Annotated in this window: 22 protein-coding genes; 14 read left to right on the forward strand and 8 right to left on the reverse strand. The window is 33.1% G+C overall.

Annotated features, from left to right (window positions below; translation table 11 throughout):
* Positions 1-187: 187 nt before the first annotated feature.
* On the forward strand, positions 188-2584 hold the full coding sequence (locus OZP12_RS19205; protein ID WP_281226695.1) for a hypothetical protein: 2397 nt from the start codon (positions 188-190) through the stop codon (positions 2582-2584).
* A gap of 66 nt (positions 2585-2650) precedes the next feature.
* On the opposite strand, the gene OZP12_RS19210 is transcribed toward OZP12_RS19205, so the two are convergent.
* From OZP12_RS19210 to xrtF, 8 genes are all read right to left on the reverse strand, one after another.
* Positions 2651-3328 carry a DedA family protein gene (locus OZP12_RS19210; protein ID WP_281226696.1) on the reverse strand — a complete coding sequence of 226 codons (678 nt, stop codon included), beginning with the start codon at positions 3326-3328 and terminating at the stop codon, positions 2651-2653.
* A gap of 199 nt (positions 3329-3527) precedes the next feature.
* A complete protein-coding gene (locus OZP12_RS19215; RefSeq protein ID WP_349293561.1) occupies positions 3528-3911 on the reverse strand; it encodes a heavy-metal-associated domain-containing protein in 384 nt (127 codons plus the stop codon).
* A 71-nt stretch (positions 3912-3982) separates the two neighbouring features.
* Positions 3983-5995: a TonB-dependent receptor plug domain-containing protein gene (locus tag OZP12_RS19220; protein ID WP_281226697.1), complete on the reverse strand. Its 2013-nt coding sequence runs from the start codon at positions 5993-5995 to the stop codon at positions 3983-3985.
* Between the two features lie 60 nt (positions 5996-6055).
* Positions 6056-6469: an HYC_CC_PP family protein gene (locus tag OZP12_RS19225; RefSeq protein WP_281226698.1), complete on the reverse strand. Its 414-nt coding sequence runs from the start codon at positions 6467-6469 to the stop codon at positions 6056-6058.
* Between the two features lie 68 nt (positions 6470-6537).
* Entirely contained in the window at positions 6538-7893 is a 1356-nt protein-coding gene (locus OZP12_RS19230) for an MBL fold metallo-hydrolase RNA specificity domain-containing protein (protein WP_281226699.1), read from the reverse strand.
* Between the two features lie 30 nt (positions 7894-7923).
* Positions 7924-8760, reverse strand: coding sequence for an ATP cone domain-containing protein (locus OZP12_RS19235; RefSeq protein WP_281226700.1), 837 nt, complete (start codon positions 8758-8760; stop codon positions 7924-7926).
* A gap of 61 nt (positions 8761-8821) precedes the next feature.
* A complete protein-coding gene (locus tag OZP12_RS19240) occupies positions 8822-9265 on the reverse strand; it encodes an exosortase F system-associated membrane protein (RefSeq protein WP_432419513.1) in 444 nt (147 codons plus the stop codon).
* Positions 9240-9791 (reverse strand): exosortase family protein XrtF, encoded by a 552-nt coding sequence (gene xrtF / locus OZP12_RS19245; RefSeq protein ID WP_281226702.1) that lies wholly within the window; start codon positions 9789-9791, stop codon positions 9240-9242. Before xrtF ends, OZP12_RS19240 begins: the two co-directional genes overlap by 26 nt.
* 176 nt (positions 9792-9967) lie before the next feature.
* On the opposite strand from xrtF, the gene OZP12_RS19250 reads away from it, so the two are divergent.
* The 13 genes from OZP12_RS19250 (at position 9968) to OZP12_RS19310 (ending at position 26055) form a co-directional block, all read left to right on the forward strand.
* Positions 9968-10423: a GAF domain-containing protein gene (locus tag OZP12_RS19250; RefSeq protein WP_281226703.1), complete on the forward strand. Its 456-nt coding sequence runs from the start codon at positions 9968-9970 to the stop codon at positions 10421-10423.
* Positions 10424-10535: 112 nt separating this feature from the next.
* Entirely contained in the window at positions 10536-10805 is a 270-nt protein-coding gene (gene rpsO, locus OZP12_RS19255) for a 30S ribosomal protein S15 (protein WP_281226704.1), read from the forward strand.
* A 207-nt stretch (positions 10806-11012) separates the two neighbouring features.
* Positions 11013-13148, forward strand: coding sequence for a polyribonucleotide nucleotidyltransferase (locus OZP12_RS19260; RefSeq protein ID WP_281226705.1), 2136 nt, complete (start codon positions 11013-11015; stop codon positions 13146-13148).
* A gap of 400 nt (positions 13149-13548) precedes the next feature.
* Positions 13549-14262: a hypothetical protein gene (locus OZP12_RS19265; protein ID WP_281226707.1), complete on the forward strand. Its 714-nt coding sequence runs from the start codon at positions 13549-13551 to the stop codon at positions 14260-14262.
* A 2-nt stretch (positions 14263-14264) separates the two neighbouring features.
* Complete coding sequence (locus OZP12_RS19270) at positions 14265-17054, forward strand: TonB-dependent receptor (protein WP_281226709.1); 2790 nt, start codon at positions 14265-14267, stop codon at positions 17052-17054.
* An 8-nt stretch (positions 17055-17062) separates the two neighbouring features.
* Positions 17063-18259, forward strand: a complete 1197-nt coding sequence (locus OZP12_RS19275; protein ID WP_281226710.1) for a DUF4249 domain-containing protein — start codon at positions 17063-17065, stop codon at positions 18257-18259.
* A gap of 27 nt (positions 18260-18286) precedes the next feature.
* On the forward strand, positions 18287-19537 hold the full coding sequence (locus tag OZP12_RS19280) for a DUF4249 domain-containing protein (RefSeq protein WP_281226711.1): 1251 nt from the start codon (positions 18287-18289) through the stop codon (positions 19535-19537).
* Positions 19525-21285: a hypothetical protein gene (locus OZP12_RS19285; protein WP_281226712.1), complete on the forward strand. Its 1761-nt coding sequence runs from the start codon at positions 19525-19527 to the stop codon at positions 21283-21285. Before OZP12_RS19280 ends, OZP12_RS19285 begins: the two co-directional genes overlap by 13 nt.
* A 276-nt stretch (positions 21286-21561) precedes the next feature.
* Positions 21562-21984: a hypothetical protein gene (locus OZP12_RS19290; protein ID WP_281226713.1), complete on the forward strand. Its 423-nt coding sequence runs from the start codon at positions 21562-21564 to the stop codon at positions 21982-21984.
* Position 21985: 1 nt separating this feature from the next.
* Positions 21986-23716 (forward strand): tetratricopeptide repeat-containing sensor histidine kinase, encoded by a 1731-nt coding sequence (locus tag OZP12_RS19295; protein WP_281226715.1) that lies wholly within the window; start codon positions 21986-21988, stop codon positions 23714-23716.
* On the forward strand, positions 23709-24455 hold the full coding sequence (locus OZP12_RS19300) for a LytR/AlgR family response regulator transcription factor (protein ID WP_281226717.1): 747 nt from the start codon (positions 23709-23711) through the stop codon (positions 24453-24455). Before OZP12_RS19295 ends, OZP12_RS19300 begins: the two co-directional genes overlap by 8 nt.
* A 326-nt stretch (positions 24456-24781) precedes the next feature.
* Entirely contained in the window at positions 24782-25021 is a 240-nt protein-coding gene (locus tag OZP12_RS19305) for a hypothetical protein (protein WP_281226718.1), read from the forward strand.
* 170 nt (positions 25022-25191) lie between these two features.
* Positions 25192-26055 (forward strand): sigma-70 family RNA polymerase sigma factor, encoded by an 864-nt coding sequence (locus OZP12_RS19310; protein ID WP_007804760.1) that lies wholly within the window; start codon positions 25192-25194, stop codon positions 26053-26055.
* Positions 26056-26149 lie beyond the last annotated feature (94 nt).

Consider the following 26149-nt stretch of genomic DNA (forward strand, 5'->3'; position numbering starts at 1 on the left):
GTAAATCCGTCCCGATAAAATCGGGGCGGATTTTTTTTATCTATTCCGCAACCAATATTTTAAACACTCTCCTAATTCTCATTCTTTCAAACAAAACATTATGAATATTTTAACCATATAAGGATCTTGTTACGATTAAATTTGGCAAACCAATAAACTTATCATAAACAGCCCTTTATATTTAATTATGAAATTAATTATCAAAACCTTCTGTTTACTTTTCTTCTTTCAATCCTTCTCCCAAACCGTCAGCAATCAAGAAAAAATAAAGAATTACATCGATACTTATTTTAATTATGAAAGGGAAATTATCCACGTCCAATTCAACAAAAACATATATGCAAATAGTGAAGATCTCGCTTTCAAAGGATATGTCTGGAGCAGAAATACTAACAGTCCAAACAACAATACAGCTAACATTCAATTAATAGTTTATAATGAAAAAGAAGAAATCGTTCTGCAGCAATTACTTTTTACAAACAAAGGGACTTTTGCCGGAGGAGTTCATCTGAATGACAAGTTTAAAACAGGCAAATACTATTTTCATTTCTACACCAATTGGATGAACAACTTCAAAGAAGATGACTCTTTTGTTCAAACAATTGAAATCATTGACAAAAATGATTCCTATAATTTCAAAACAAATGAACCCAATTGGAAAAGCGCGACAGTAACCATACATCCTGAAAGCGGATCCATCATTAATGATATCAACAACACTATTGGCGTTAGCATTAAAGATTGCAACAAAAAAGGGATAGAAACAGATGGAATTATTGTTGATTCCAAATCCAATGAAATTTCCCATTTTCGCACCAATAAAATGGGTAACGGCGCTTTTTATCTTATTCCTAAAACTAATGAAACATATACTCTCAAAATCAAATCAGATAAATTAAATATCTTACAAATTCTACCCAAAGTTCAGGAAACGGGAATTATAATAACTTATAATAATAACTTACCGAACAACAAACTTATAATCGATGCCAAAACCAATGAAAAAGGGTTGGATTTTTATCAAAACAAAAAGTTCTCCTTATTGATTCAGCAAGATGGAAAATCTGCCCAGAAAGAATTCTCTTTCGATAATAAGGAAACTGATCAGACTTTGATTTTGGACAAACAAAATTTATCCGAAGGTGTAAACATCATTCGTTTAATCGATGAAGATTTAAATGAAATTACTGAGAGATTAATTTACATCTATCCAACCAGCAACCCAATTACAACATTGGAAACAAAAAACACTGTTAATGACAGCATAGCTTTATATGGAAAAACAGGAGTAAACCAAGCCAATTTAAGCATCAGCGTACTTCCTGAAAATAACATTTGTACCAATCAAAAAAGATCAATCATTGGAACTTTTCATCTAAATGCTTATTTAGAAAATCCGGAAATAGACAACTATACTTATTTTGACCAGGAAAATAAAGCCAAAAAACAGGAAATGGAATTATTGATGCTCAATCAAAATAAAAGCAAATTCCTTTGGGAAAATATTAAAACCAATCCTCCAAAAACAACAAATCACTTTGACAAAGGAGTAACAATAAGAGGGACAGTTGACAAAATCATGAATGCCGATTCCAAATATACAATGTCACTTTTTTCATTAAAAAACAGTGTATTTGAAAAAACAACTATAGACAAAGACAGTCATTTTAAATTTGAAAACTTCTTTGCGCAGGATTCGACTGTTTTTATTTTACAAATGATAAATGAAAAAAACGCAACGGTAGCTGCCAAAATTCAGGCAAAAGTTTTCCCAAATCAAAATATGTTTCCGCTACCGATGCAATTTGACAAAACCATTTGCACAACAGAAAAAAGTCCGGACAATGGCTTTAAATTCAAAAATCCGCCAGGAAACAAAGCCATTAACCTAAATGAAGTGGTCGTTAAAAACAACGCGAAAAAAGCGCTCAAACATCAAAAAGACATGAGTTCTTTTGCCACTGCTTATAAAATTGACGAAGGAAGTTTTGAAAGAGTTTTGGATTTTATTGGTCGGAATGGTTACCGAACAGGCATGGATCCACAAACTGGGGAAGTCTTCATCAGAAGCAACAGAAATTCATATTTAGGCGATTCATCCGCTCCTCCAACTGTGTATATAGATAACATGGAAGTATTTGATTTAAACTTTTTATTCAACCTTTCCCTATCCGAAGTTGATGAAATTTACATCGATCAATCCGGATCTTCGGATGTCACAAGCCGTGGTCATGGAACGATAAAAATCTTCCTGAAAGACGTCAATTCAATGAATAAATACATCACTGTTAAATACACAACAATGATAGTAACGAATGGCTTTACACCAAATATAAAATATCATAATTCATTATTTGAAACCCCAGAAGAATTTAACTATTTTGGGACCTTGGATTGGTCTCCAAACATTGCAACCAAAGACAATTCAAGTTTCGAAATTAAGCTTCCAAAAGGGAACCAAAAAGAATTTCAAGTTTACCTGGAAGGCTTTTCAGATGATGGACAATTGGTGTCAGAAATTAGAAAAGTCTCCTTATCGAATAATACTTCTGATACAGCTAACAATATAAAACCTGGTCAATAGAAATTGCTCTCATAAAAAAAAACGCCTTGCTCTACTGGACAAGGCGGTTCTTTTATCTTTTATAAATTAATGGTGTACTACTCTTTTCTTAATTAACTTCAAGAAAACGGGTAAAGTAGAAACCAATATAATTCCGATGACGATTTTCTCAATATGCAATTTCAAATCGACTCCCATTTCCAAGAACATTCCGTAAAGATAATGTCCAGAGAAAATCAAAACGAAAGACCATAAAACCGAACTTATTACATTAAAAAACATAAACTTCTTTTTGTCCATCGAGCCTATTCCTGCAACAATTGGAGCAAACGTTCTTACTATGGGCAAAAATCTTGCATAGATAATAGCCTTCCCTCCATGTTTTTCAAAGAAATCTTTGGATTGAAGCAAATATTTTTTCTTGAACAAAAACGTATCTTCCCTATTGTATAAATAATATCCGCTTTTGGCCCCAAACCAGTAACCGACCATATTTCCGAAAACGCCCGAAAGCGCTACGAGCGAAGAAAGCACCACAAGATTTATAAAATCACTTGGAATATTAACAATATTCTGAACTAAATCACGACTATAAATTCCGGCAAGAAAAAGCAAACTGTCTCCTGGAAGAAAGAAACCGGCAAAAAGTCCCGTTTCGGCAAAGACAATAAATAGAACTATATACAAACCTAGTTGAATGCCACCAATTGTAAAAGTTATATAAAATTCAGGATTTACTAATTGGGTCCATTCAAAATTATTCATAAATTTCTTTGTTAAATTTCGCTGTGAAAATAAGGATAATTTAGGTGAACCGCAATTTATTATTTCATTTTAAAGTTTAATTAACGATTTCGAAAAAAAAGCATCAAAATGGCAACCATTTTGATGCTTTTAGAATTATCGAAAGCTAAAAACCACGCAACTCCGAGACTTCCAAGTTGCAAAACTAATAGCGTAATCCCTAATTAAGTCTTTCATATTGACAACAAGAATGAAGATTATCATAATCTTGTTGCGTTGATTTTACAGAATCAGTATCATGTCCAACTTTGGCAACTGCTTTTTTTACGTCCATCAAAGAACATTTTTCTTCATTGATTATTAAACTCAATTGATGTGTTGCCACATCCCAGGAAGCCGATTTTACTCCAGCCACCGAAAAGGCCGCTTTTTGAATTCGTTTTTGGCATTGCTCGCAATTCCCATTTACTTCGGTTGTGTATTTGGCATTTTTGTTTTTCTTTTCCTGAGCTTGAATCGAGAAAGCGAAGACAGTCATTACCAGAACTAAAAGTACATTCTTCACGATAACACTACAACTATTTAATTTTCTATTTGTTTTCATTTTTATTGATATTAAAATTTAATATTATTTTTTATTTAAATCTAATTTTTGACATTGACATTGATATTGTCTTATTTTATTTTAAATCGCAAACCGGCATAATACATTTGACCAAATACCGGCGCATAAACAATACTTGCATCAAAATAAGGGCCAAAAGGATTTTGCGAATCAACTATTGCAGGATTTTGAGTGTAATTACCAATATTCTCCCCTCCTACATACACTTCAAAATTAGGAGAAAACACTCGGGTAATTTGCGCATTTATCAAAGAATAAGCAGGCGAATGTTCCGGAAGCTGATAAACAACAGGATTTGAAGCCGTATAAGGTAATTGCTGCTCCCCGATCCAATTGTAGGTAAAATCAAATTTCCATTGTTGTCCTTTATCATGAGCCTGAGTTTCGTAACCTAAGTTTCCAAAGAAACGGTGAGCCGCCTGCAATGGTCTTTGGTATTTGCCCGACAAATAATCGGTTTTAATATCATAATATTTGTATGCCGAACGCAACTCCAAACGTTTAGCCAACTCATAATTAAATTCCAATTGGAAACTATTAGCATACGAAACGCCGTCTAAATTATGAAAAACCACTTGTTGCGGACTTTGCATGATATCGACTACAACTTGGTTTTGAAAATCAGTTCTGTAGAAATCGGCAGTAATATCACCATTTCGATTAAACAATTTGAAACCCTGCATAAAACTCAATCCGTAGTTCCAGGCAATTTCGGGATCCAATCCGTATAATTTACCTCCGGCATTTATGATATCAAAAGTTCTGGAGCTAGCAAACAAATTTTGATTTTCTGCAAAAATATTAGCTGAACGTTTACCTCTCCCAGCAGAAACTCTTAACACTCCTTTCTCCCAAGGATTGTATTTTACATGCACTCTTGGACTTGCAAAAACGCCCAAACGATTTCCATAATCAACACGACCACCTAGAATAAAGCTAAAATTATCCTGATTATCATAAGTATATTCAAAGAACGCTCCAACAGTATTGTCAATTCGGCTAAAATCTTTCAGGTTATAAAACTCACTATAACTGTCATAAGTAAAGTTCAAACCTGTAGCAAATTTGTTCTTTTCATTATTGATAATTGAATTAAAAATCAAATTCGAATAAAAGCTATTCTGCTTGATATTATAACCATTCAACCCAAAATAAGAATCTTGCTTGTAACTGGAAAATGCATTTTGAAAACCAAAACTTTGAAAAGGCATATCTTTAAAAACATAGCCTATTTTGGTAGAAACATCAATCTTTTTGGTATCAATTTCAGAACCCCAGGAATTGGTTGTCCCTTTATCGGTATCCGGATTAAAATTGGTTTGCCCAGTTTGCTTGGTATCATCCATATACTGTAAATTGATGAAGCTAACCCAACCTGTTTCTGGATTGTAATATTGGTAACGATTAAGGAAACTATATTGTTTTTGTAAAGGATTATCAAGAAATCCATCATGATTCTTATCCATTTTGGAATTTCTCATATTTCCGTGAAGCAATAAACCGGTAGCCCAATGATCCGAAAGTTTTTGATTGATATTGGCGTTTATTTCAAAACGGGAATCGGTTGAACCATAAAGATTCAATAAAAACGGAACTTCCGACATTGGCTTTATCAATTCGGTGTTGATTTGACCCGAAACACTTTCGAAGCCATTGACTACACTCCCAGCCCCTTTTGAAATTTGAATACTTTCTACCCAAGGCCCTGGGGTAAAAGAAAGTCCGTAAACCTGAGAAGCTCCACGAACAGAAGGAATATTTTCCTGTGTCATCATCAAATACGGACTGGTAAGCCCCAACATTTTTATTTGTTTGGTTCCTGTCAACGCATCCGAAAAATTGACATCAATGGAAGGATTGGTTTCAAAACTTTCAGCAAGGTTACAACAAGCCGCTTTGAGTAATTCTTTTTTGGTAACCAATGTTGTATTTCCGGTAACAGTGTATGTTTTTTGAAGGCTCTTGCGTTTAGTCTGCACTTTTATTTCTTTCAAATTTTCTTGTGAATAAGAATTAAAGGCAGCAAACAAGAGCAATAAGACTATTGCAATTTTTGTTTTCATGATTTAATTATAATGATTAATACTGTCAAACCCAAAAAAGGATTCAACTCCAATTAAACATTATAATTTATCGTAAAGAAGGTATTGGCTATACAGCTTATAAAGTGGCGGCGCATTGGCATCGCAATAATAAGCTAGAGGTTCATTGTTTTTAAAATTAGAAACTTCTTCAAAAACAACAGACTGAAATTCAGGAACCAAACAAACATAATCAAACTGAAAAGAAAATGATTTTACAATTCCATTGTCCGTTTTTTTCTGAAAGACTATTTTTTTGTCCTTGCAACAGCTGTCTTTTTTGGTGGTTACTTTTTTTTCGCAACAACCTTTTTCACTTTGCAATGATGGTAAAGTCGAATTTAAGGAAACAGAAGAAACTTCTCCCCCGCAATAATGCACATTAAAAGCCAGACCTACATTGGAAACCAATAATAGAACAGCCAAAAATATACTTATATGTTTCTTAAAATTCATTTTGCGAAATTACTATTTCTACAAACTCAGGAAATAAATTTTTTGTTAATTTTTCAAAAAAAATAGATCTACAGTTCAAATTCTTGTCCCATCACAGGAACGACGCAATCAAAACCATATTTCTCCTGAATTTTTTTTCTAAGTTCATCGGCAGGTTCACTTTCACCGTGTACCAAAAAGATTTTTTTAGGCTTTTCTTCCAAATCTGAAAGCCAATTGATTAAATCCTTTTGATCTCCATGCGCCGATAAAGTTTCAATTTCAACAATTTTGGCTTTAACATCATAATATTTCCCGTGTATCTTTATATCAGTTGCTCCTTCCAGTAGTTTTCTGCCTCGTGTCCCCTCACCCTGATATCCAATAATGACAACCGTAGTTTCAGGCAATCCTATGTATCGCTCCAAATAACTTAAAACCCTTCCTCCTGAAATCATACCACTTGCCGCGATTACTACTTTTGGCTGCTTATTATAAATGGCTTCTATCGTTTCTTTATAATCCGAAATCATAGTAAACATTTTACACATTGCACTGAATTCTTCCGGAGGCAAACGATGCCATTTTCTATTATTAACAAAAAGCTCCAACATACTAATTCCCATTGGCGTATCAACGATATAAGGAATATTTGGAATTCTTTTTTCTTCTTTCAATTGCCAAAGTAAGTACATCACACTTTGAGCGCGTTCAACAGCAAAACTCGGTATTATTGCTGTTCCCCCATTTCGAATTGTGTCGTTAATGTATATTTCCAAGTCTTCTTTAGGATCTGTAACCGGATGGAGCTTGTTTCCATAAGTGCTTTCCATAAAAATATAATCACCTCTTTTAGGTTTCGTTGGCGGAAACATAAGCACATCGTTATCCCTTCCAATATCACCCGAGAAGACAAGGATTTTATTTTCAAGTCTGAGTTCAATACTGCAAGCACCAAGAATATGTCCTGCATTGGTAAAAATAGCCTCAATTTCGGCATCCAAAGCAATACTTTTATCAGGACTAATTACTTTAAAATGTGGAAAAACTTTTTCAGCTTGCTCAACTGTATACAAAGGTTCTGCAATTTCATGTTTAGAATATTTCCCTTCGTTGGCCATCTTGGCATCTTCTTCCTGAATCTTGGCACTATCCAAAAGAATCAATTTACTTACTGAAGCTGTTGGAGCGGTGCAATATATTTTTCCAGAAAACCCCTGATTGACTAATCTTGGCAACCACCCGCAATGATCCAAATGACCATGGGTCAACAAAACCATATCAATAGTTGAAGGCAAAATTGGTAAAGGTTCCCAGTTAAGCTCCCGTAATTCTTTTAATCCTTGAAATTGCCCACAGTCAATCAAAATTCGAAGGCCATTACTTTCTACTAAAGTTTTGGAGCCCGTAACCGTCCCCACTCCGCCAATGCATGTAATTTTCATTATAATTCATTTTAAATTAACTATGACCTTTTAAATTTTCATAACCCTGCACAGTTCTGATGCCTCTCTAAGGACATTTCTTATTCTGCCTTGACTTAGACCTATTTTTTCCAAATCATCTCTATTATTGACAATTTCCAAGACCAATATTATATCCAAAATCAACAATTTTTCTTTTTCGGAAAGAGTCAATGTAGTCATACATGTTATAGGGTACATTTTATGGTTATCTATCCTATTTTTTAAATTATTGCCTTTGGGGTAATCCCAACACATCAAGTTAAGGTTAGAACATTTGGCAAAATCAACTGCATCGGCAGTAAAACGGTTATTCGTAACTATCCAACATTTTGAAATAATATCATTTTTTGAAAATATTTCATGCTTCTTATCTTTCAGATCATTGAATCGGGACAAAATGTACATTGGCACTTTTACATCAGTAGTCGCGTCTCTCCCAGCATGAAATTTACACTCTACCATCGTTATGACATCATTGTTTTTAAACAAGATATCAATCTCATGCGAAACACAATTCCCCCACAGAATCGTATTAACTTTCGTTTCATAATGTTCGGCTGCAAAAAGTCGGGCGATAAATTTTTCAAAAAAAAACCCGGCTGGACCTAATAATCGAATCGCTTCTCTTAAATTATACCGAGCGGCATTAGAATTGGAAGTTTTTTTAAGAAGTGCAAAAGCCATTTTATAAATATGCTTGGTGGAAATACCTTCGTAGACTTCTTTCTCAATCTGTTGCAAAACATCTTCAACCACTTCAATAGGAGCACCTGATTTTAGTAAAGATTGTTTTAATTTTGAGCGATTAAAATTAACAATAGCCCCAGAATGTTTTACAATTTTCATCTTTAACAAAATTTGACAATTCGTAAATTCAAAACTTTCTTAAAGATAAGAAAAAGATACGTCAATTCTTAATTTTTTGATAATAAAAAGCAGGAATAAAAAGAATTAGAAACAAAGGCTGTATCAAAAAGCGACGCACATAAAACAACAATAAGTTTTCCTGATTCTTAAAAAAATGAAGTACACAAAAGAAAGCCACAATTAACACAACAAACAAAATAACATACAAAAAAGAGACAAACGTAATCATCTCCTTATCCCTGAATAAAAAATAAAGAATCGCTAAAGAAAGTACCGTATTCAATAAAAAGCGAAGAAACAAGCCGAAAAACAATTGCAAGCCATCAAACTCAGGCAAAGGAAGTTTTACATAATCGCCTTCAAAATAAATAAGGAAAGGATCGTAAAACAATTGCTTTTCGAACATTCGGACAAGAGCCAAAAATACCACAAGCACCGTTACAACAAAAACCGTAGTTTTATTTTGAAGCATTTTTTTTAACATATCCCGAAAATTTATTGACCCAAATCACCCATAAAATAAAAACAACCCCATAAATAATTAATGGAAAAAGTACGCCGTGCAATAAATGGGTATGACCAGGAAAGTAACACAGTAAAACGGTCAACACAGCAATACGCAGTACATTTAAAATATAAATTATTAGGCTTCCGCCAAAGATAAAAAACAAGGTATTTTTCAAACTTCCTGAAAATGCTACAATGAAAGAAGCAAATAAAATAATTACACTTATTGCGTTGCAACCTTCTACAATGCGCACAATACTTCGATCAAATAAATACACCACGAAAGAAGGCTCATTACTTGCTTCCTCAACTCGCGTGGATTTGAAAAACAAGGAAAGTACATTTTCAGTATTTCGGGAAACAAAACGTGTTATGCTATCCACTTCATTTTTTCCAAAACCATTCAAAAAAAACTGATACAAAAATGTAAGCAAAATATAAGAACCAAAGAAACTAGCAAGAAAGAGCAAGAAAGGTTTGTATTGGATAAAGTATTTTTTCATTCGGATTTTAGTTTGTTTTTTTTGTGAAAGCATTCCTGAATAAGCCAAACTCAAAAACTATCACATTCTTTTCTCTGGAAGATACATTAAACTGAAAAGCTCTAACAATTCAATTTTTAACAAATTTATACATTTTTTAAAACTGGCTTTAGATACTTTTGTAAAAAAATACAAGTATGACTTTTCAAGAATTACAACCCAAAGTAACCGAAATAACTATAAATTCAGCTCTAACAAGAGACGAAAAACTTTTGGCCATCTGCCAACTTTTGAGCGATTCTATTTCTTACTACAACTGGGTAGGCTTTTATTTTGCCAATCACGAAACAAAAACATTGCACCTTGGTCCTTACGTTGGTGCCGAAACAGACCATACAGTAATTCCTTTCGGAAAAGGAATCTGCGGACAAGTGGCGGTCTCCAATAATAATTTTGTTGTCCCTGACGTCAGTGCACAAGACAATTATATTGCCTGCAGTTTTACTGTAAAATCCGAAATTGTCGTGCCCCTCTTTGTAAATGGTTTAAACATTGGTCAAATCGATATTGACAGTCATGTCATCGATCCTTTTACCGAAGAAGATGAGAAGTTTTTAGAATTTGTGAATGGTGAAATTGCGAAGCTGTATTAACCTTTCGAAATAATTAACAATTCATAATTCATAATTCATAATTATTATTTACTTTTGCACCCGTCTTACAGTAGTTGTAAGAATACATAATAATCATTTAAATAATATTGGAATGTACTTAACTAAAGAAGTTAAAGAAGAAATCTTCGCTAAACACGGAGGAAAAGCGGAAAACACTGGATCTGCAGAAGGACAAATCGCACTATTCACTCACAGAATCAGTCACCTTACTGAGCACTTGAAAAAAAATCGTCACGATTACAACACAGAGCGTTCATTGGTACTATTAGTAGGTAAAAGAAGAGCGTTGTTGGATTACTTGAAAAAGAAAGACATCAACAGATATCGTGAGATTATCAAAGTATTGAATATCAGAAAATAATCAATATAATAAAGAGGTGCGAAAGTGCCTCTTTTTTATTTTGTGTTTTGAAGCTAAATTTCAAATACTTGAATTTGAAATTAATTTTAAAAAAACGATATTTACATAAAAAAGTTTGGTTTTTCATTGGGTTTTAGGCATTAACTACGCAACAACTACAACTAACAACACAACTAAAACCCATTGTATAATCAAAAGGAAAAAATTATGATTCCACAATTATTTGTAGAAAAGATCGATTTAGGTGATGGCAGAAGCATCACAATCGAGACAGGACGTTTAGCAAAACAAGCAGATGGTTCTGTAGTAGTAAGAATGGGCGACACGATGATACTTGCAACAGCAGTTTCAGCCCGCACCAGCAACCCAGGCGTTGATTTTTTACCATTAACGGTAGATTATCGCGAAAAATTTGCAGCAGCAGGTCGTTTCCCTGGAGGTTTCTTCAAGAGAGAAGCACGTCCAAGCGACAGCGAAGTATTAACAATGAGATTAGTTGACCGTGTATTGCGTCCGCTTTTCCCAGACGATTACCATGCTGAAACTCAAGTTATGATTCAATTGATGTCTCATGACGAAGAAGTTATGCCAGACGCATTAGCAGGTTTAGCCGCTTCTGCAGCATTAGCAGTTTCAGACATTCCATTTTACAATTTAATTTCAGAAGTACGTGTTGCACGTATCGACGGAAAATTAGTTATCAACCCAAGCAGAGAAGACTTAGCAAAATCTGACATCGATATGATGATTGGAGCTTCTATGGATTCTGTTGCGATGGTAGAAGGTGAGATGAAAGAAATCTCAGAAGCCGAAATGGTAGAGGCAATCAAATTTGCTCACGAAGCTATCAAAGTTCAAATTCAAGCTCAATATCGTTTACAGGAAGCTTTTGGTAAAAAAGAAACTCGTACTTACGAAGGTGAGAAAGAAAACGAAGATATTTACAAAAAAGTAAAAGCAGCAGCTTACGATAAAATTTATGCTATCGCAAAAGTTGGATCGGCTAAACACGAAAGAAGCGCTGCATTTGCCGAAGTAAAAGAAGAAGTAAAAGCTTTATTTACAGAAGAAGAATTAGCTGCTGACGGAGATTTAATTTCTAAATATTTCTACAAAACCAACAAAGAAGCCGTTCGTAACGTAGTATTAGAATTAGGAATTCGTTTAGACGGAAGAAAAACAACAGAGATCAGACCAATTTGGTGCGAAACTGACTATTTACCAAGAGTTCACGGTTCCTCTTTATTTACTCGTGGAGAAACTCAAGCTTTGGCTACAGTAACTTTGGGAACTTCTAGAGAAGCAAACCAAATCGACTCGCCTAGCGAGCAAGGTGAAGAGAAATTCTACTTACATTATAACTTCCCTCCTTTCTCAACTGGTGAAGCAAAACCGCTAAGAGGAACTTCAAGAAGAGAAGTTGGTCACGGAAACTTGGCTCAAAGAGCTTTGAAAAACATGATTCCTGCTGATTGTCCTTATACAATCCGTGTTGTTTCTGAAGTTTTAGAATCTAATGGTTCTTCATCTATGGCAACAGTTTGTGCTGGAACAATGGCACTTTTGGATGCCGGCGTTCAAATGGTAAAACCAGTTTCTGGAATTGCTATGGGATTGATTACTGACGGCGAGAAGTTTGCTGTATTGTCTGATATTTTAGGTGACGAAGATCACTTAGGAGATATGGACTTTAAAGTAACCGGAACAAAAGACGGTATTACTGCTTGTCAGATGGACATCAAAATTGATGGATTACGTTATGATATTATGGAACAGGCATTAGCGCAAGCACGTGACGGCCGTATGCATATTTTAGGAAAAATTACTGAAACAATTGCTGCACCAAGACCTGACGTAAAAGCACATGCTCCAAAAATCATCACAAGAACTATTCCTGGAAACTTTATTGGTGCATTGATTGGACCTGGTGGAAAAGTGATTCAAGAATTACAAAAAGCTACCGGAACAACAATCGTTATCAACGAAGTAGACGAACAGGGTGTGATTGAAATTTTAGGTACAGACCCCGCAGGAATTGATGCGGTATTGGCAAAAATCGCTTCAATTACTTTCAAACCTCAAGTAGGTGAAGCTTATGAAGTGAAAGTTATCAAAATGCTTGACTTTGGTGCCGTTGTAGAATATACAGCCGCTCCAGGAAACGAAGTATTGCTTCACGTATCTGAACTAGCTTGGGAACGCACTGAAAATGTTGCCGACGTTGTAAAAATGGGAGATGTATTCCAAGTGAAATACCTTGGTATAGATCCAAAAACCAAAAAAGAAAAGGTATCCAAAAAAGCGCTTGTACCAAGACCTCCGCGCGAGGAGAAAAAAGAGTAATCCAATCTTAGTTTACTAAAGGTTTATTTTATAAAAAAACCCCGTTTCATTATGATGAAACGGGGTTTTCAATTTTTAAGCAAGAATATTTTATATTTTTCAATATATCAGACTACTTTACACTCAAAAAAACATTTATTAAACCGAATCTAAAAACTGATTTTTAGCAGAATCTATAAATTATTTGTTACTATTTTTATAAGTCTCTTTTTTTAAAACACTTATTTTAGAATACTTTAAAAAAACTAAAATATAACAATTTATCTTGTTTTTGTAAGATTAAATATTACTTTTATAAATATTTTTAAAAATTACATTTACAATTCGATTAAATATTATAAAAAACACCCCCACAAATAAGATGGAATTTAGGAAATCAAAAATAAAATTTATCGTTTTATTGTCTATCATAATTATTGCTTCATTCAAAACTTACTCTCAAAGCAATTCTGATATTTTGTTATATACAAAATTTGATTCTATTGTTGGCAAAGAAAATCTTGGCTTAATTAACGGCCCCTTCGCTATAAACCCTTACAAGACAATTGGAAATAATACTATGTTCCTCAAAAGCGATAAATATACTATTGGCAATCTAGTTTATGATGGCCAACCTTATTTTAATGTAAAATTAAAATATGACATTTTTAAAGATCAGTTGATTTTAAATCCACCTTCACAGCCTGAGCATATCGGAATTACTTTGATACAAGACAAAACCAGTTCTTTTTATATATACGGAAAAAACTTTATCAAAATAACCAAAGCTCAAACTTCACTACCTGAATTCACAACAGGTTACTTTGAGATTATAAAAATTGACAAAAATTTCAACTTATATATTAAGCATCACAAAGACATTCTTAAAGAAATCAAAGAAGATGGTGTTTATTACTCATTTCATGACAATTACCAATATTTCGTTGAATACAATGGTAAGTTTTATGAAACAAATAACAAAACGAGCATCATTAAGGTATTTCCTGAAAACAAAAAAACTATCAATACTTTCTATCAAAAAAACAGAGACTTAAGCAAATCAGACTACTCCCAATTTATAAATAATTTAATGATTGCCATTAATAATTCTTCAATAAACAATTCAAAACAATAAAAATGAGGAAAATATTACTCGTCCTTTTCACTGCCTTCATCCATTTTTCGTCATTAGCTCAGCAAACCGGTGACACTTATTCTTTTGAATTTAAAAATATCGACAGATTAAAAGTTATAGAAACGATTGAAGCTTCAACTCCTTATCATTTTTCCTTTGAGAAGGAATGGCTTGACGCAGATAAAAGTTTAATCTCGGGAACTTACAAGGACGTTACAATAACTGCCCTTCTAGAAAGCATTTTCAACAACACTTCCCTGAATTTTTATGTTACAAAAAATAAGATCATTTTGACCCAAAATAATGTTATACATGAAAAACTAGCAACTAATTACTTTGGCGGAGTTAAGTCTGACAACACCAATAAAGACCCTAACGATGTAACTGGAAAACCTGTATTTTATCAGCAATATGACTCTATAAACAAATCGTCATCCATAAAAAACAACAACGGAATTATTTTTATTGGTAAAGAAACAAAAACAACCGAAGCTAAATTTTGTACCATAACAGGAACAATAATTGATGCTACAACTGGGAAGCCTGAACCCAATATTGTTATTAAAGTAAGAAATAAAAACATAAGCACAATTAGTGATAATGACGGAAAATATTCCTTAAAGCTTCCTATAGGAACAAACATAATAGAAACAAGATCTTTAAGCCACAAAAAAGCAGTAAAGACTTTGATTGTTTATAATAATGGAGAGCTAAACATAAGTATTTCCGAAAATTCTAATCAATTAGAAGAAGTATTTATAAAAGGAAAGGGATCAAAAGCTTTGGAATCGGTTGTTTCGGGTGTAATCGCCATAGATATTGAAGCTATTAAAAACATGCCATTAATCCTTGGAGAACGTGACATTCTGAAAGTAGCAACTACACTACCCGGAATTAAAACAACTGGCGAAGGTTCTGCCGGATTTAATGTACGTGGAGGGAAAGATGATCAAAATTTATTTCTTCTTGACAATGCCGTTCTTTATAACCCACAGCACTTTTTGGGCTTTTTCTCATCTATAAATCCATACGTAGCAAAGAAAGCAACTATTTACAAAGCAAGTATTCCAACTGATTTAGGGGGTAGATTATCCTCTGTTTTTGATATAACTACCAAGAACGGAAATCCTGAAAAAGTCTCAGGCGAAGGAGCTATTGGACCTATAACATCCAACTTAAGCATTGGTGTTCCTTTAGAAAAAAACAAATCCAGTATTCTTTTTGGAGGACGGGCAACATACTCTGATTGGGTTTTAAAATCTTTAAAAAATGATGACTTAAGTAACAGTCAAGCTAGTTTTTATGACGGAATTGTAAAATACAACAATGCTTTAAATAAAGACAACTCACTTGAATCTACTCTTTACTATAGCCATGATAAATTCAGCCTGAGTTCTGATTCAATTTATTCCTACAGCAACAGACTTGCATCAATCAAATGGGATCATTCTTTTGATACGAGAAACAAAGCTGCGGTAATTTTAACCAATTCCGAATACAAATTCGACATTGACTTCAATACAACTCCGAATAAATCTTTTGTATCTGGATACAAACTCAATGAAACACAACTCCTATTAAAGTTCAATTATCTTTACAGTGACAAACATAAGTTTCAATATGGTTTGACCAGTAAGCTTTACAATGTTTACCCTGGATTTTTAACTCCTTCAGGTCCTGATTCCTCATTAAAGCCAATAAAAATTAATCAAGAAAAAGGATTGGAATCCGCATTTTATGTTTCAGATGACTACAAAATTAGCAACAAACTTTCTTTAGATTTAGGACTTAGATATTCGCTCTATGCCTCATTAGGAGAATCTGACCAAAGAATATATCAACCAAATGAACCTCTTAACGACGCGACGGTTGTTCAGACTAAGCATTATGGAAATAACGAAGTGATAACTACTTATGGTACTTTTGAGCCACGTATCGCTGCCAGATATTTACTGACCGAAGATTTGTCGATTAAAGCAGGCTACGACAAAACAAGTCAATACATCCATCTGCTTTCCAGCAATGTAACCCAATCTCCGACAGACACCTGGGTGCTTTCTAATTTGAATATAAAACCACAAACTGCTCAGCAAGCTTCAATTGGTTTATTCAAAAATTTCGACAATAATTTGTATGAAGTCAGTGTAGAAACCTATTATAAAAAATCAAAAAATATTCTTGATTACAAAGTAGGCGCGCAAGTGAATTTGAATGAACATGTTGAGACTGAACTTTTACAAGGAGATGGAAAAGCTTATGGAATTGAGTTTTTAGTCAAAAAACAATTTGGCCGATTAAATGGTTGGTTAGGATATACCTATTCAAGAACTTTTATAAAACTGGATAGTCAATTTAATGAAGAAAAAGTAAACAATGGTAATTATTTCCCTGCCAATTATGATAAACCGCATGATATTAGTGCCATTCTAAACTACAAGTTCACTAAAAGATATAGTTTTTCATCTAATTTTGTGTATCAAACGGGAAGACCCATAACCTATCCAATAGGTACCTACGCATACAACAATGCAAACTATACGTTATATAGTGATCGAAATGCATTTCGTATTCCAGATTACTATCGACTTGATATCGGTATAAACATTGAGGGAAATCATAAAATAAAAAAATTGGCACATAGCTTTTGGAACATCTCAGTCTATAATGTTTTGGGCAGGTCAAACCCTTACTCCATTTATTTTGTTACCGATGGCAATGGACAAGTTAAAGCATACAAAACTTCGATTTTTTCGATACCTGTTCCAAGTATTACTTATAATTTTAAATTTTAATTTAGTTAATGAAATTTAAAACAACATATCGCTATTTCTTTTTATTACTATTATTTTGTTATATTTTTAATAGTTGTACAGAGCCGTATATTCTTGAAACAAATACTTATGAGGAAGCATTAGTGGTGGAAGCCACGATTACAAACGAACTCAAAAAACAAGAAATAACCCTCACAAAAACTTCTCGATTTGAAGACAAAGAGACCCAAATCGAATCAGGTGCTAAAGTTTCTATTACTGATAATACTGGTACCCGGTATGACTTTAAAGAAGAATCTGGAAAATATATTTCCACAACAGAATTTCAAGCTATTCCAGGAAAAGAATATAGATTAAACATCAATACTAATGATGGTAGAACTTTTGAATCATCAGTAGAAAAACTCACTAACATTAATCCAATGCAAAATGTAACAGCAACTGTTGAACCAAAAGACAGTTTAAGAGGTGTTGCTATTAGAGTACATAGTTTTGATCCGAATAACCAGTCAAAATATTACAGATACGAATATGAAGAAACCTATAAAATTGTCACTCCAAAATGGTCCCCTACTAAAGCAATTTTAAATAATAACGGTACTGTTTCTTTTGTGCCAAATCGTACAGACATCAAAATATGCTATGCCAGTAAAAAAAGTACAGAAATGCTACTAGAGAATACCAACATACTAAACGAAGACCGTGTGAATTTTTTAGTCCGATTTATCAGCGACCAAAATTATATCATCACTACCCGATATAGTATTCTAGTAAAACAATATGTTGAAAGCTTGGCTGCATTTAATTATTATAAAACACTAAAAAAAATATCAAGCTCAGGAAGTATTTTATCCCCAACTCAACCTGGAATTTTGTTGGGCAATATAAAAGCCGTAAGTAATCCGAATAGTAAGATAATAGGATATTTTGATGTGGCATCTGTGTCAACAGAAAGAATCTATTTTAATTATAACGATTTATTCCCAAATGAGCCTGCACCACCATACTATACAGATTGTGTAGAATTTTGCTATGCCAATTGTTTCACATTTCCCGTTGGTCAATGTCCTTGTACTCACGACGATAAACCTGGAGTTCAAGAAGATTTAGCAATAGACGCAGTAAGATATTTTATAGAAAACGGGCGTACTTTTTGGGTTTATACGCCCTGCGGAGACTGCACCACTTTTGCTTCTAATGTAAAACCACCATTTTGGATAGATTAAAAAACATCATATGTCAAAACCTAATAAATGATTTCAGACTCACACAATGATTTTAAACAAGAGAATAAAAAAACAATTATGTCTTTAAATAAAATATTTTTTTTACTACTAATCTGTTCTATTATAAATGGCTGTACCGAGCCTTATATAATAGAGACCAATACCTATGAAGAAGCCTTAGTGGTAGAAGCAACAATTACCAATGAACTCAAAAAACAAGAAATAACATTAAGCAAAACTTCCAGACTGGAAGCCAACGAAACAAAAATAGAAACCGGTGCAAAAGTCTATATAACTGATAATACCGGACTTAAATACGATTTCGAAGAAGTGTCTGGAAAATACGTTTCTAAAACTGAATTTCAAATTATTCCAGGACGAGAATATAAATTAAACATCACCGTAAAAGATGGCCGTTCCTACGAATCTACTATTGAAAAAATGCCACCAATAAATCCTATTCAAGACGTAAAAGCTCTAGTTGAAACAAAAGAGTTGGATACAAAAGAATTGGATAAGGGAGTAGCTATACATGTATATAGTAATGATCAAACTGGAGAAGCAAAATATTATCGCTATAAATTTGAAGAATCCTATAAAATAATTGCACCAAATTGGTCAATATACAAGGCAACAATAGTACCTGGATCGACACCAACATCAAATCCATCAATAAAACTTATTTCAAACCCAACAAATACAAAAACCTGCTATGGTTCAAAAAACAGTACCGATCTTTTATTGACAAGCACAGCCGAACTTAACGAAAATAAAGTTGATTTCCCGGTTCGTTTTATAAGCAACCAAAACTACATTATCACTCATCGATATAGCATACTTGTTTATCAATATGTCGAAAATTTAGCTGCCTATACTTACTACAAAACTTTGAAAAAAATATCTGACTCAAGCTCTCTATTATCCCCTCTTCAACCTGGTTTTTTATATGGTAATATAAAATCAAAAAACAATCCAGATGACAAGGTAATTGGTTACTTTGATGTCGTATCAGTATCATCAAAAAGAATCTTTTTCAATTATTCTGATTTATTCCCAAAGGATCCTTTACCTCCATACTACACAGAATGCGAACAAATGGGGTTAAACTTTTGCTTTTTCGGAATTGATTGTGATGGAGATAATTTAGTTTACGGCTTTACAAACAACACTATTACTTACAACAGTAATTCAGGAAATAGATATTATGTATATCCAGCACCTTGCGGTGATTGTACCACTTTTTCGTCTAACATAAAACCACCATTTTGGGAAGATTAAAACACCTTTTATTATTTGCTCTATTGTGCTGTAATTTGCAAAAAACTACAGCACAGCAAATCAGTTCATCATCTGAAAAGCAAAACTTTTACAGTGACGAAACCATATTTCTCAGTACAAATGCAACTACATTTGTGACTGGAGAAACTTTATACTATAAACTCAATTGTCTAAAATTATCAAATAAAACTCCAAGTAACATTAGTAAAATAGCCTACATAGAACTTGTTGATAGTGACAAAAAAACAGTTTTCAAAAACAAAATTTATCTTGAAAACAGCAAAGGTCAAGGCGATTATTTTGTTCCTACAAATATCCAAACGGGTAATTATAAACTGATCGCATACACCAATTGGATGCTTAATCAAACTGTTGCGCCTTTCTTTCAAATGGATGTTGCAATCATTAACCCATTTCAAATAAGCGAAAATCAAAGTTCAGTAAATATTTCCGCAAATTCACCAAAAGCAGATACACCAGCGCTTCCTATTCAACAATCGCAAAATGTAAAAACAAATAATTACTTAAAACTCAATTTAAACAAAAAATCATTCTCAACCAGAGAACAAGCAATTATTGATATTACAACTTTAAATGATATAACCAAAAATGGAAATTATTCTTTATCAATCAGAAAACTGGAGGATTTACCTTCAACAAAACAAACTACTGCCGAAGAATTTTCGAAAATAGCCACAAAAATAGAACCAATAAATAAAGCCAATAAAATTATTTTACCTGAATTAAGAGGCGAAATGATTAGCGGTAAAATTATTTCCAAAAACAATCCGAACGATATCCAAAATATCAACATTGGTCTGTCAATCCCTGGAAAGACATTTACTTTTAAAGTAGTAAAAACCGATAAGGAAGGAAATTTTATTTTCAATCTGGACAAACCATATTATAATTCATCTGTAAACATTCAAGTTATGGATGACAAACGTTCTGATTATACACTGGTTTTGAATAGTAATCCTGAAATTGATTTTTCAAAACTCAACTTTAAACCAAGTGTAAATTTAACCCCTGATTTATCTGAAACTTTACTTAATCGATCAATCGCCAGTCAGATAGAAAATGCTTATTACAGCAATAAAAAAGATAGTATTTTAAAAGTAAAACCAATAAGCGCTTTTTATGAGCCAATTGCGACAGAATATATTCTCGATGATTATACCCGATTCCCAACCCTAAAAGAAACTGCAATCGAAATTGTAAAAGAAATGTATTATGAACATAAAGACAAAAAATACACTTTACATCTAAGAGATTACAATATCTATACTCAATCGCCTGAAGCAGCATTAGTGTTAATTGATGGTTTACTTTTACAGGACGCAAATGAACTTTTTGAATATAATATGAAGAATATATACAAAATAAGTATAATTCCTGGTCCATATTATCTTGGCCCAAAAAAATTCAACGGACTCATCAGTTTTACCTCAAAATCTCAAGATTTTGTCAGTAAACAATCTGGATCATACATTGTTGACGCGTCAGTTTTAAAGCCTTCTATAAAAAAAGAATATTACTCTCCTGATTACACTGACAAATCCAAAAACGAAAGAATTCCTGACTATCGCTATCAACTGTTATGGCTTCCGGAACTTACCTTAGAAAACAATGAGAAACGAATAGCTTTTTATACCTCAGATGTCACCGGAACTTTTGAGATTTCTCTCGAAGGATTTACTGATCAAGGAATTCCAATTTCACTAAAGGACACTTTTGAAGTGAAATAAATACACTTAACCCCCCGCTTCATTATGATGAAACGGGGTTTTCAATTTATACCTTTTCACAAATAAAAAGCAATTAAAATAATCAAATTTTAAAAACACAATCTCTCAAGCTACTCTAAAAAACCTCAAACCACTTATCATAATCACAAAAAAACAGATAACCCTTACAACCAAGTGGCTTTTACAAAAAATTAACTGAATACTCGCACAATATTCAAAGAAAAAAAATATCTTTAGCGTGAAAATTAACATCTATTAACCTATTAAAAAAACATTATGTGTGATTCTACAAAAGAACTTTCTTTTACACCTTACCCAACCATTCAAACAACCAAAATCAACACGGAAGTATTTACATTCTCTTGCCCTGAGGAAGTTACCTATCCTGTTGCCCCATTGGTATCCGCAAAATTCTACACTCCAAAAGGTGGTCCATTAACGCTAAAAGTAAGAGCGACATTATACATGAACTCCGAAATTCCTGATGCTCCCGTTGTAGAACCTCCAGTAGAAAAAGATGGTGTTTTGACCATCAATTACGACTATAACTTTTCGATGGAAACACCGGAAACTTGCGATGTGTGGTATGTGGAACTCGATTACACGTCTCCTACTGTAGCTGACATAACAACTATTAAATCATTCATGGTAAACTTGGATCCTGAAACTTCCAGAGGAACAGAAACTCGTGTTCCTTAAAATGAATCATAGGTTTTTTTACATTTTCTTGTTAATTCCTTTTTATCTTTTTTCACAACCAAAAGAGAATAATGTATTTGAAAAAAAAATACTTCAACAAAAAGTAATTGAATTCAAGGGAGAAATCAACTTTGTAAAAGCTCACTCTTTTTATTTAAAAAAAGAGTGGGATTCTACGTTGGTATATTCAATGAAACAATTAAGCAAAGGCAACATTGAAAAGCTTTCAGATTATTGTCATTATTTCAGAGGAATAAGTTTCTTTAAGAAAAAACTTTTTAAGGAAGCGCAAAAAGAATTTCTTTTAACAACCAAAACTTTTGAACTCTTACCCTTAAGAAATTTAACACTTGGAAATTCCTTATTAGAATTAAAAGAATTTAAAAAAGCGCTTATATATTACAAAGAATCCGAAAAACAATTTATTAAATTAAACGAAACCAGTTATCTAGCAGATGTAAATATAGGCATTGGGACTACATATATATTTTTAAAACAATATAATGAAGCAGAATTTTTTCTATTTAAAAATTTAAATATAAATTTAAAAACACTGAATAAGACTAAAATTTGCTCCTCATATATAAATCTTGCTAATTTATTTTATGAACAATACAAAGATGATTTGGCTATTTTTTACTTCAAAAAATCATATGACTTATCAAAAAAAGTAAATGATTTTGAAACAAAAAGAATTGCATCAAAGAACATGTCTGTCGTAGAAGAAAACAAAGGCCACTTTAAAGAAGCTTTAGTTTACAGAAAAGAATCCGAAAAATGGAATGACTCAGTAAACAACCAAAATAAAATATGGGCAGTTGCCGATTTTGAGAAAAAATATGCGGTAGCCCAAAAACAAAAACAAATTTCGATACTCAAAATAGAGAACAGATTAAAAGACACACAGCGGAATACCCTGTTTTTTTCAATAATAGGTTTATTATTGCTTTTGGTGGGTGGCGTTTATGTATATGCGCAAAAAGTAAAAAATGCCAAAATCATACTTAACCAAAAAGAAAAACTAGACGAACTCAACGCAACCAAAGACCAATTATTTTCTATAGTGAGCCATGATTTACGATCATCGGTGAATGCCTTAAAAACAAGCAACACCAAACTAACAGCTTCTTTGGAAACCCAAAATTACAGTGAGCTCAATCAACTGCTATATCAAAATAGCAATATTGCAAACAGTGCCTACAGCCTACTTGATAATTTGTTGCATTGGGCATTGTTGCAGACCAAGCAATTGTATTTCCACAAAGATTCGGTACACCTTCACTCTATTGTCCAACAAATAGAATACAACTACAAACCTTTACTGCTTGACAAAAGCATCACTTTTGAGAACAGAGTTTCCAAAAATAATTTTATCTTCGTGGATCTTGATTCGTTAAAAATCATTTTTCGTAATTTGCTTGACAACGCCATAAAATTCACATCTGAAAACGGAAAAATCAGTTTCTATACGATTGAGACAAACACTGATTTTTGCCAACTTATAATCGAAGACAGCGGTTTGGGAATGACCCAAAACACCATAAATGAATTGCTTCAGGACAATGAATTATTGGCCAAAAAAAGCAACTCGGAGATTATAGGAACCGGACTTGGAATGCAGTTATGCAAACAAATGATTAAGAAAAACGGCGGGACTCTTGCTATAGAAAGTGAGCTCGGAAAAGGAACCAAGATGATACTTTCTTTCCCAAAAACAGCACAAAATGGATAAAATCAACGTACTTATAATAGAGGATACCCCTGAACAAAGCGATGCTTTAAGCAAAGTCTTAGTAGCAAATAACTACAATATAACAGGAGTTGCTAAAAATTATACTGATGCGTTGAAACTGTTCTATCAAAACACTGTCGATATCATAGTCATTGATGTATTTCTAGATGGAAAACCGGACGGTATCACCTTTGCCGAGACTATAAACATTGTGCCAAATGCATCCAAACCTTTTGTTTTTTTAACAAGTTCCCAAGATCGTCAAATTTTTGAAAGAGCCAAACTCACTAAGCCTTTTAGTTTTTTAATGAAGCCATTTAATGAATTGGAAATCCTTTACGCATTGGAAATGGCTGTCGAAAAATTCTACGAACAGACCAATGTCTTTTTGAGTGAAGACCAAGACACTGTTATCAGCAACGATTACTTGTTTATTAAAAAGAAAAATGCACTAAAAAAAGTATCCTTACAAGACATTCTATACATAGAAGTAGAGGAACGTTATTGCAATATCATTACCGAAAAGGAAAAGTTTGTCATTTTGATTTCGTTAACCAAAATTAGTGTACTTCTCGACAAAAATAAATTCATCAGAACCCACAGAAACTATATTGTCAACACAGATAAAATTGAGGAAATCATTTTATCTGACAATCTAATTATTATAAAAGGAAACCATAAAATAAACCTGAGCGATACTTATAAAGATTTCATCAAAAAGATGAACATCATATCGTAGATTCCTTTTTAGAAGTTACCTTTTTCAAAAGAAATCAATCCAAAAATTAATCATCCTCACCTTCAGCCCGATTGCTTCGCCTGATTGATTCGCTCCTATAAACCAATATCCTCGTAGTGAAGCGAAGAAATAAAGGCGAAAGTATAGCCCCATGCTTGCGATAAAGACTTTTGCTTTTCTTCTTAAAATCATTAGTTAATTGTGTAGGATTTATCAATCCAACTAGCCTTTTTATGACAATAAAAAGGTCTCTCATGACATTCCTTTTTATGACAAGCTATTAGAAACGTAATTTTAGGCTAAGATAGAATTGAAAATAACAACTTATGAAACTAGCAATTAACAACCACATAAACATGCAATTCAATACTTTTTTCAACAAAATCAACCCTTGGCTAGGACTTTTGGGATCATTATGTCTGATTGTTCCTAGCTTATACGACATCCTTGATGATCCTTTCCAAATTACCCTTGATCATTTGACATTGGCAATTGGTGTGATCTTTATGGTAATATTCTTAAAACAAATTTTTGACAGAATCATCAATTTAGAGGGAATGGAATGAAATAGTCTCATCCCATAAATAGTTAAATTAGTTAAATTCACCTGTTTCTATTCGCTTGGAAAACAGGTGATTTTGTTTTAATTTAAAAAAAGAATTGGACTTTTGTAACTTTTTTGAAACCCCACACGTATAACAACTCGTACACTTAAAAAAATTGAGGAGACAAAAACATGAGACAACTTAAAATCACCAAGCAGGTTACCAATCGTGAAACCGCTTCATTAGACAAATATTTACAAGAAATTGGAAAAGTTGACCTTATTACCGCTGACGAAGAAGTAGAATTAGCACAAAGAATTAAAGCCGGCGATCAAAGAGCCCTTGAAAAATTAACAAAAGCTAATTTACGTTTCGTGGTTTCGGTAGCAAAACAATACCAAAATCAAGGCCTTACCCTTCCCGATTTGATCAATGAAGGAAATCTTGGTTTGATAAAGGCAGCACAAAGATTTGATGAAACACGTGGTTTTAAATTCATTTCATACGCTGTATGGTGGATTCGTCAATCGATTCTTCAAGCTTTAGCAGAGCAATCCCGTATTGTTCGTTTACCTTTAAACAAAATTGGTTCTATCAATAAAATCAACAAAATGTACGCTTTATTAGAACAATCTAATGAACGTCCACCATCTGCTGAAGAAATTGCAAAAGAACTTGACATGACTGTAAATGACGTAAAAGAGTCTATGAAAAACTCTGGTCGTCATTTATCAATGGATGCTCCTCTTGTAGAAGGAGAAGATTCAAACCTTTATGACGTATTACGTTCTGGTGAATCTCCAAATCCGGACAGAGAATTAATCCATGAATCATTGCGTACCGAAATTGAGCGTTCACTTGAAACATTGACTCCTAGAGAAGCTGATGTTGTTCGTTTGTATTTTGGACTAGGTGACCAACACCCAATGACATTAGAAGAAATTGGAGAAACTTTTGACCTAACTCGCGAACGTGTTCGTCAAATCAAAGAAAAAGCAATCCGTAGATTAAAACACACTTCAAGAAGTAAAATTTTAAAAACCTATTTAGGTTAAAAATATCCCCAAATTAAAATTTTTAAAAAACAATTTTAAATCTTTTAATACAACGTGAACAACAGTCTGATTAACTGTTCGTTTTTTGATTGAT

This window comes from Flavobacterium aquiphilum (assembly GCF_027111335.1).
Lineage (GTDB): Bacteria > Bacteroidota > Bacteroidia > Flavobacteriales > Flavobacteriaceae > Flavobacterium > Flavobacterium aquiphilum.

Coding starts and splice junctions, on each gene's coding strand:
- OZP12_RS19205 (WP_281226695.1), top strand. CDS start 188: ATGAAATTAATTATCAAAACCTTCTGTTTACTTTTCTTCTTTCAATCC.
- OZP12_RS19210 (WP_281226696.1), bottom strand. CDS start 3,328: ATGAATAATTTTGAATGGACCCAATTAGTAAATCCTGAATTTTATATA.
- OZP12_RS19215 (WP_349293561.1), bottom strand. CDS start 3,911: ATGAAAACAAATAGAAAATTAAATAGTTGTAGTGTTATCGTGAAGAAT.
- OZP12_RS19220 (WP_281226697.1), bottom strand. CDS start 5,995: ATGAAAACAAAAATTGCAATAGTCTTATTGCTCTTGTTTGCTGCCTTT.
- OZP12_RS19225 (WP_281226698.1), bottom strand. CDS start 6,469: ATGAATTTTAAGAAACATATAAGTATATTTTTGGCTGTTCTATTATTG.
- OZP12_RS19230 (WP_281226699.1), bottom strand. CDS start 7,893: ATGAAAATTACATGCATTGGCGGAGTGGGGACGGTTACGGGCTCCAAA.
- OZP12_RS19235 (WP_281226700.1), bottom strand. CDS start 8,760: ATGAAAATTGTAAAACATTCTGGGGCTATTGTTAATTTTAATCGCTCA.
- OZP12_RS19240 (WP_432419513.1), bottom strand. CDS start 9,265: ATGTTAAAAAAAATGCTTCAAAATAAAACTACGGTTTTTGTTGTAACG.
- xrtF (WP_281226702.1), bottom strand. CDS start 9,791: ATGAAAAAATACTTTATCCAATACAAACCTTTCTTGCTCTTTCTTGCT.
- OZP12_RS19250 (WP_281226703.1), top strand. CDS start 9,968: ATGACTTTTCAAGAATTACAACCCAAAGTAACCGAAATAACTATAAAT.
- rpsO (WP_281226704.1), top strand. CDS start 10,536: ATGTACTTAACTAAAGAAGTTAAAGAAGAAATCTTCGCTAAACACGGA.
- OZP12_RS19260 (WP_281226705.1), top strand. CDS start 11,013: ATGATTCCACAATTATTTGTAGAAAAGATCGATTTAGGTGATGGCAGA.
- OZP12_RS19270 (WP_281226709.1), top strand. CDS start 14,265: ATGAGGAAAATATTACTCGTCCTTTTCACTGCCTTCATCCATTTTTCG.
- OZP12_RS19275 (WP_281226710.1), top strand. CDS start 17,063: ATGAAATTTAAAACAACATATCGCTATTTCTTTTTATTACTATTATTT.
- OZP12_RS19280 (WP_281226711.1), top strand. CDS start 18,287: ATGATTTCAGACTCACACAATGATTTTAAACAAGAGAATAAAAAAACA.
- OZP12_RS19290 (WP_281226713.1), top strand. CDS start 21,562: ATGTGTGATTCTACAAAAGAACTTTCTTTTACACCTTACCCAACCATT.
- OZP12_RS19295 (WP_281226715.1), top strand. CDS start 21,986: ATGAATCATAGGTTTTTTTACATTTTCTTGTTAATTCCTTTTTATCTT.
- OZP12_RS19300 (WP_281226717.1), top strand. CDS start 23,709: ATGGATAAAATCAACGTACTTATAATAGAGGATACCCCTGAACAAAGC.
- OZP12_RS19305 (WP_281226718.1), top strand. CDS start 24,782: ATGAAACTAGCAATTAACAACCACATAAACATGCAATTCAATACTTTT.
- OZP12_RS19310 (WP_007804760.1), top strand. CDS start 25,192: ATGAGACAACTTAAAATCACCAAGCAGGTTACCAATCGTGAAACCGCT.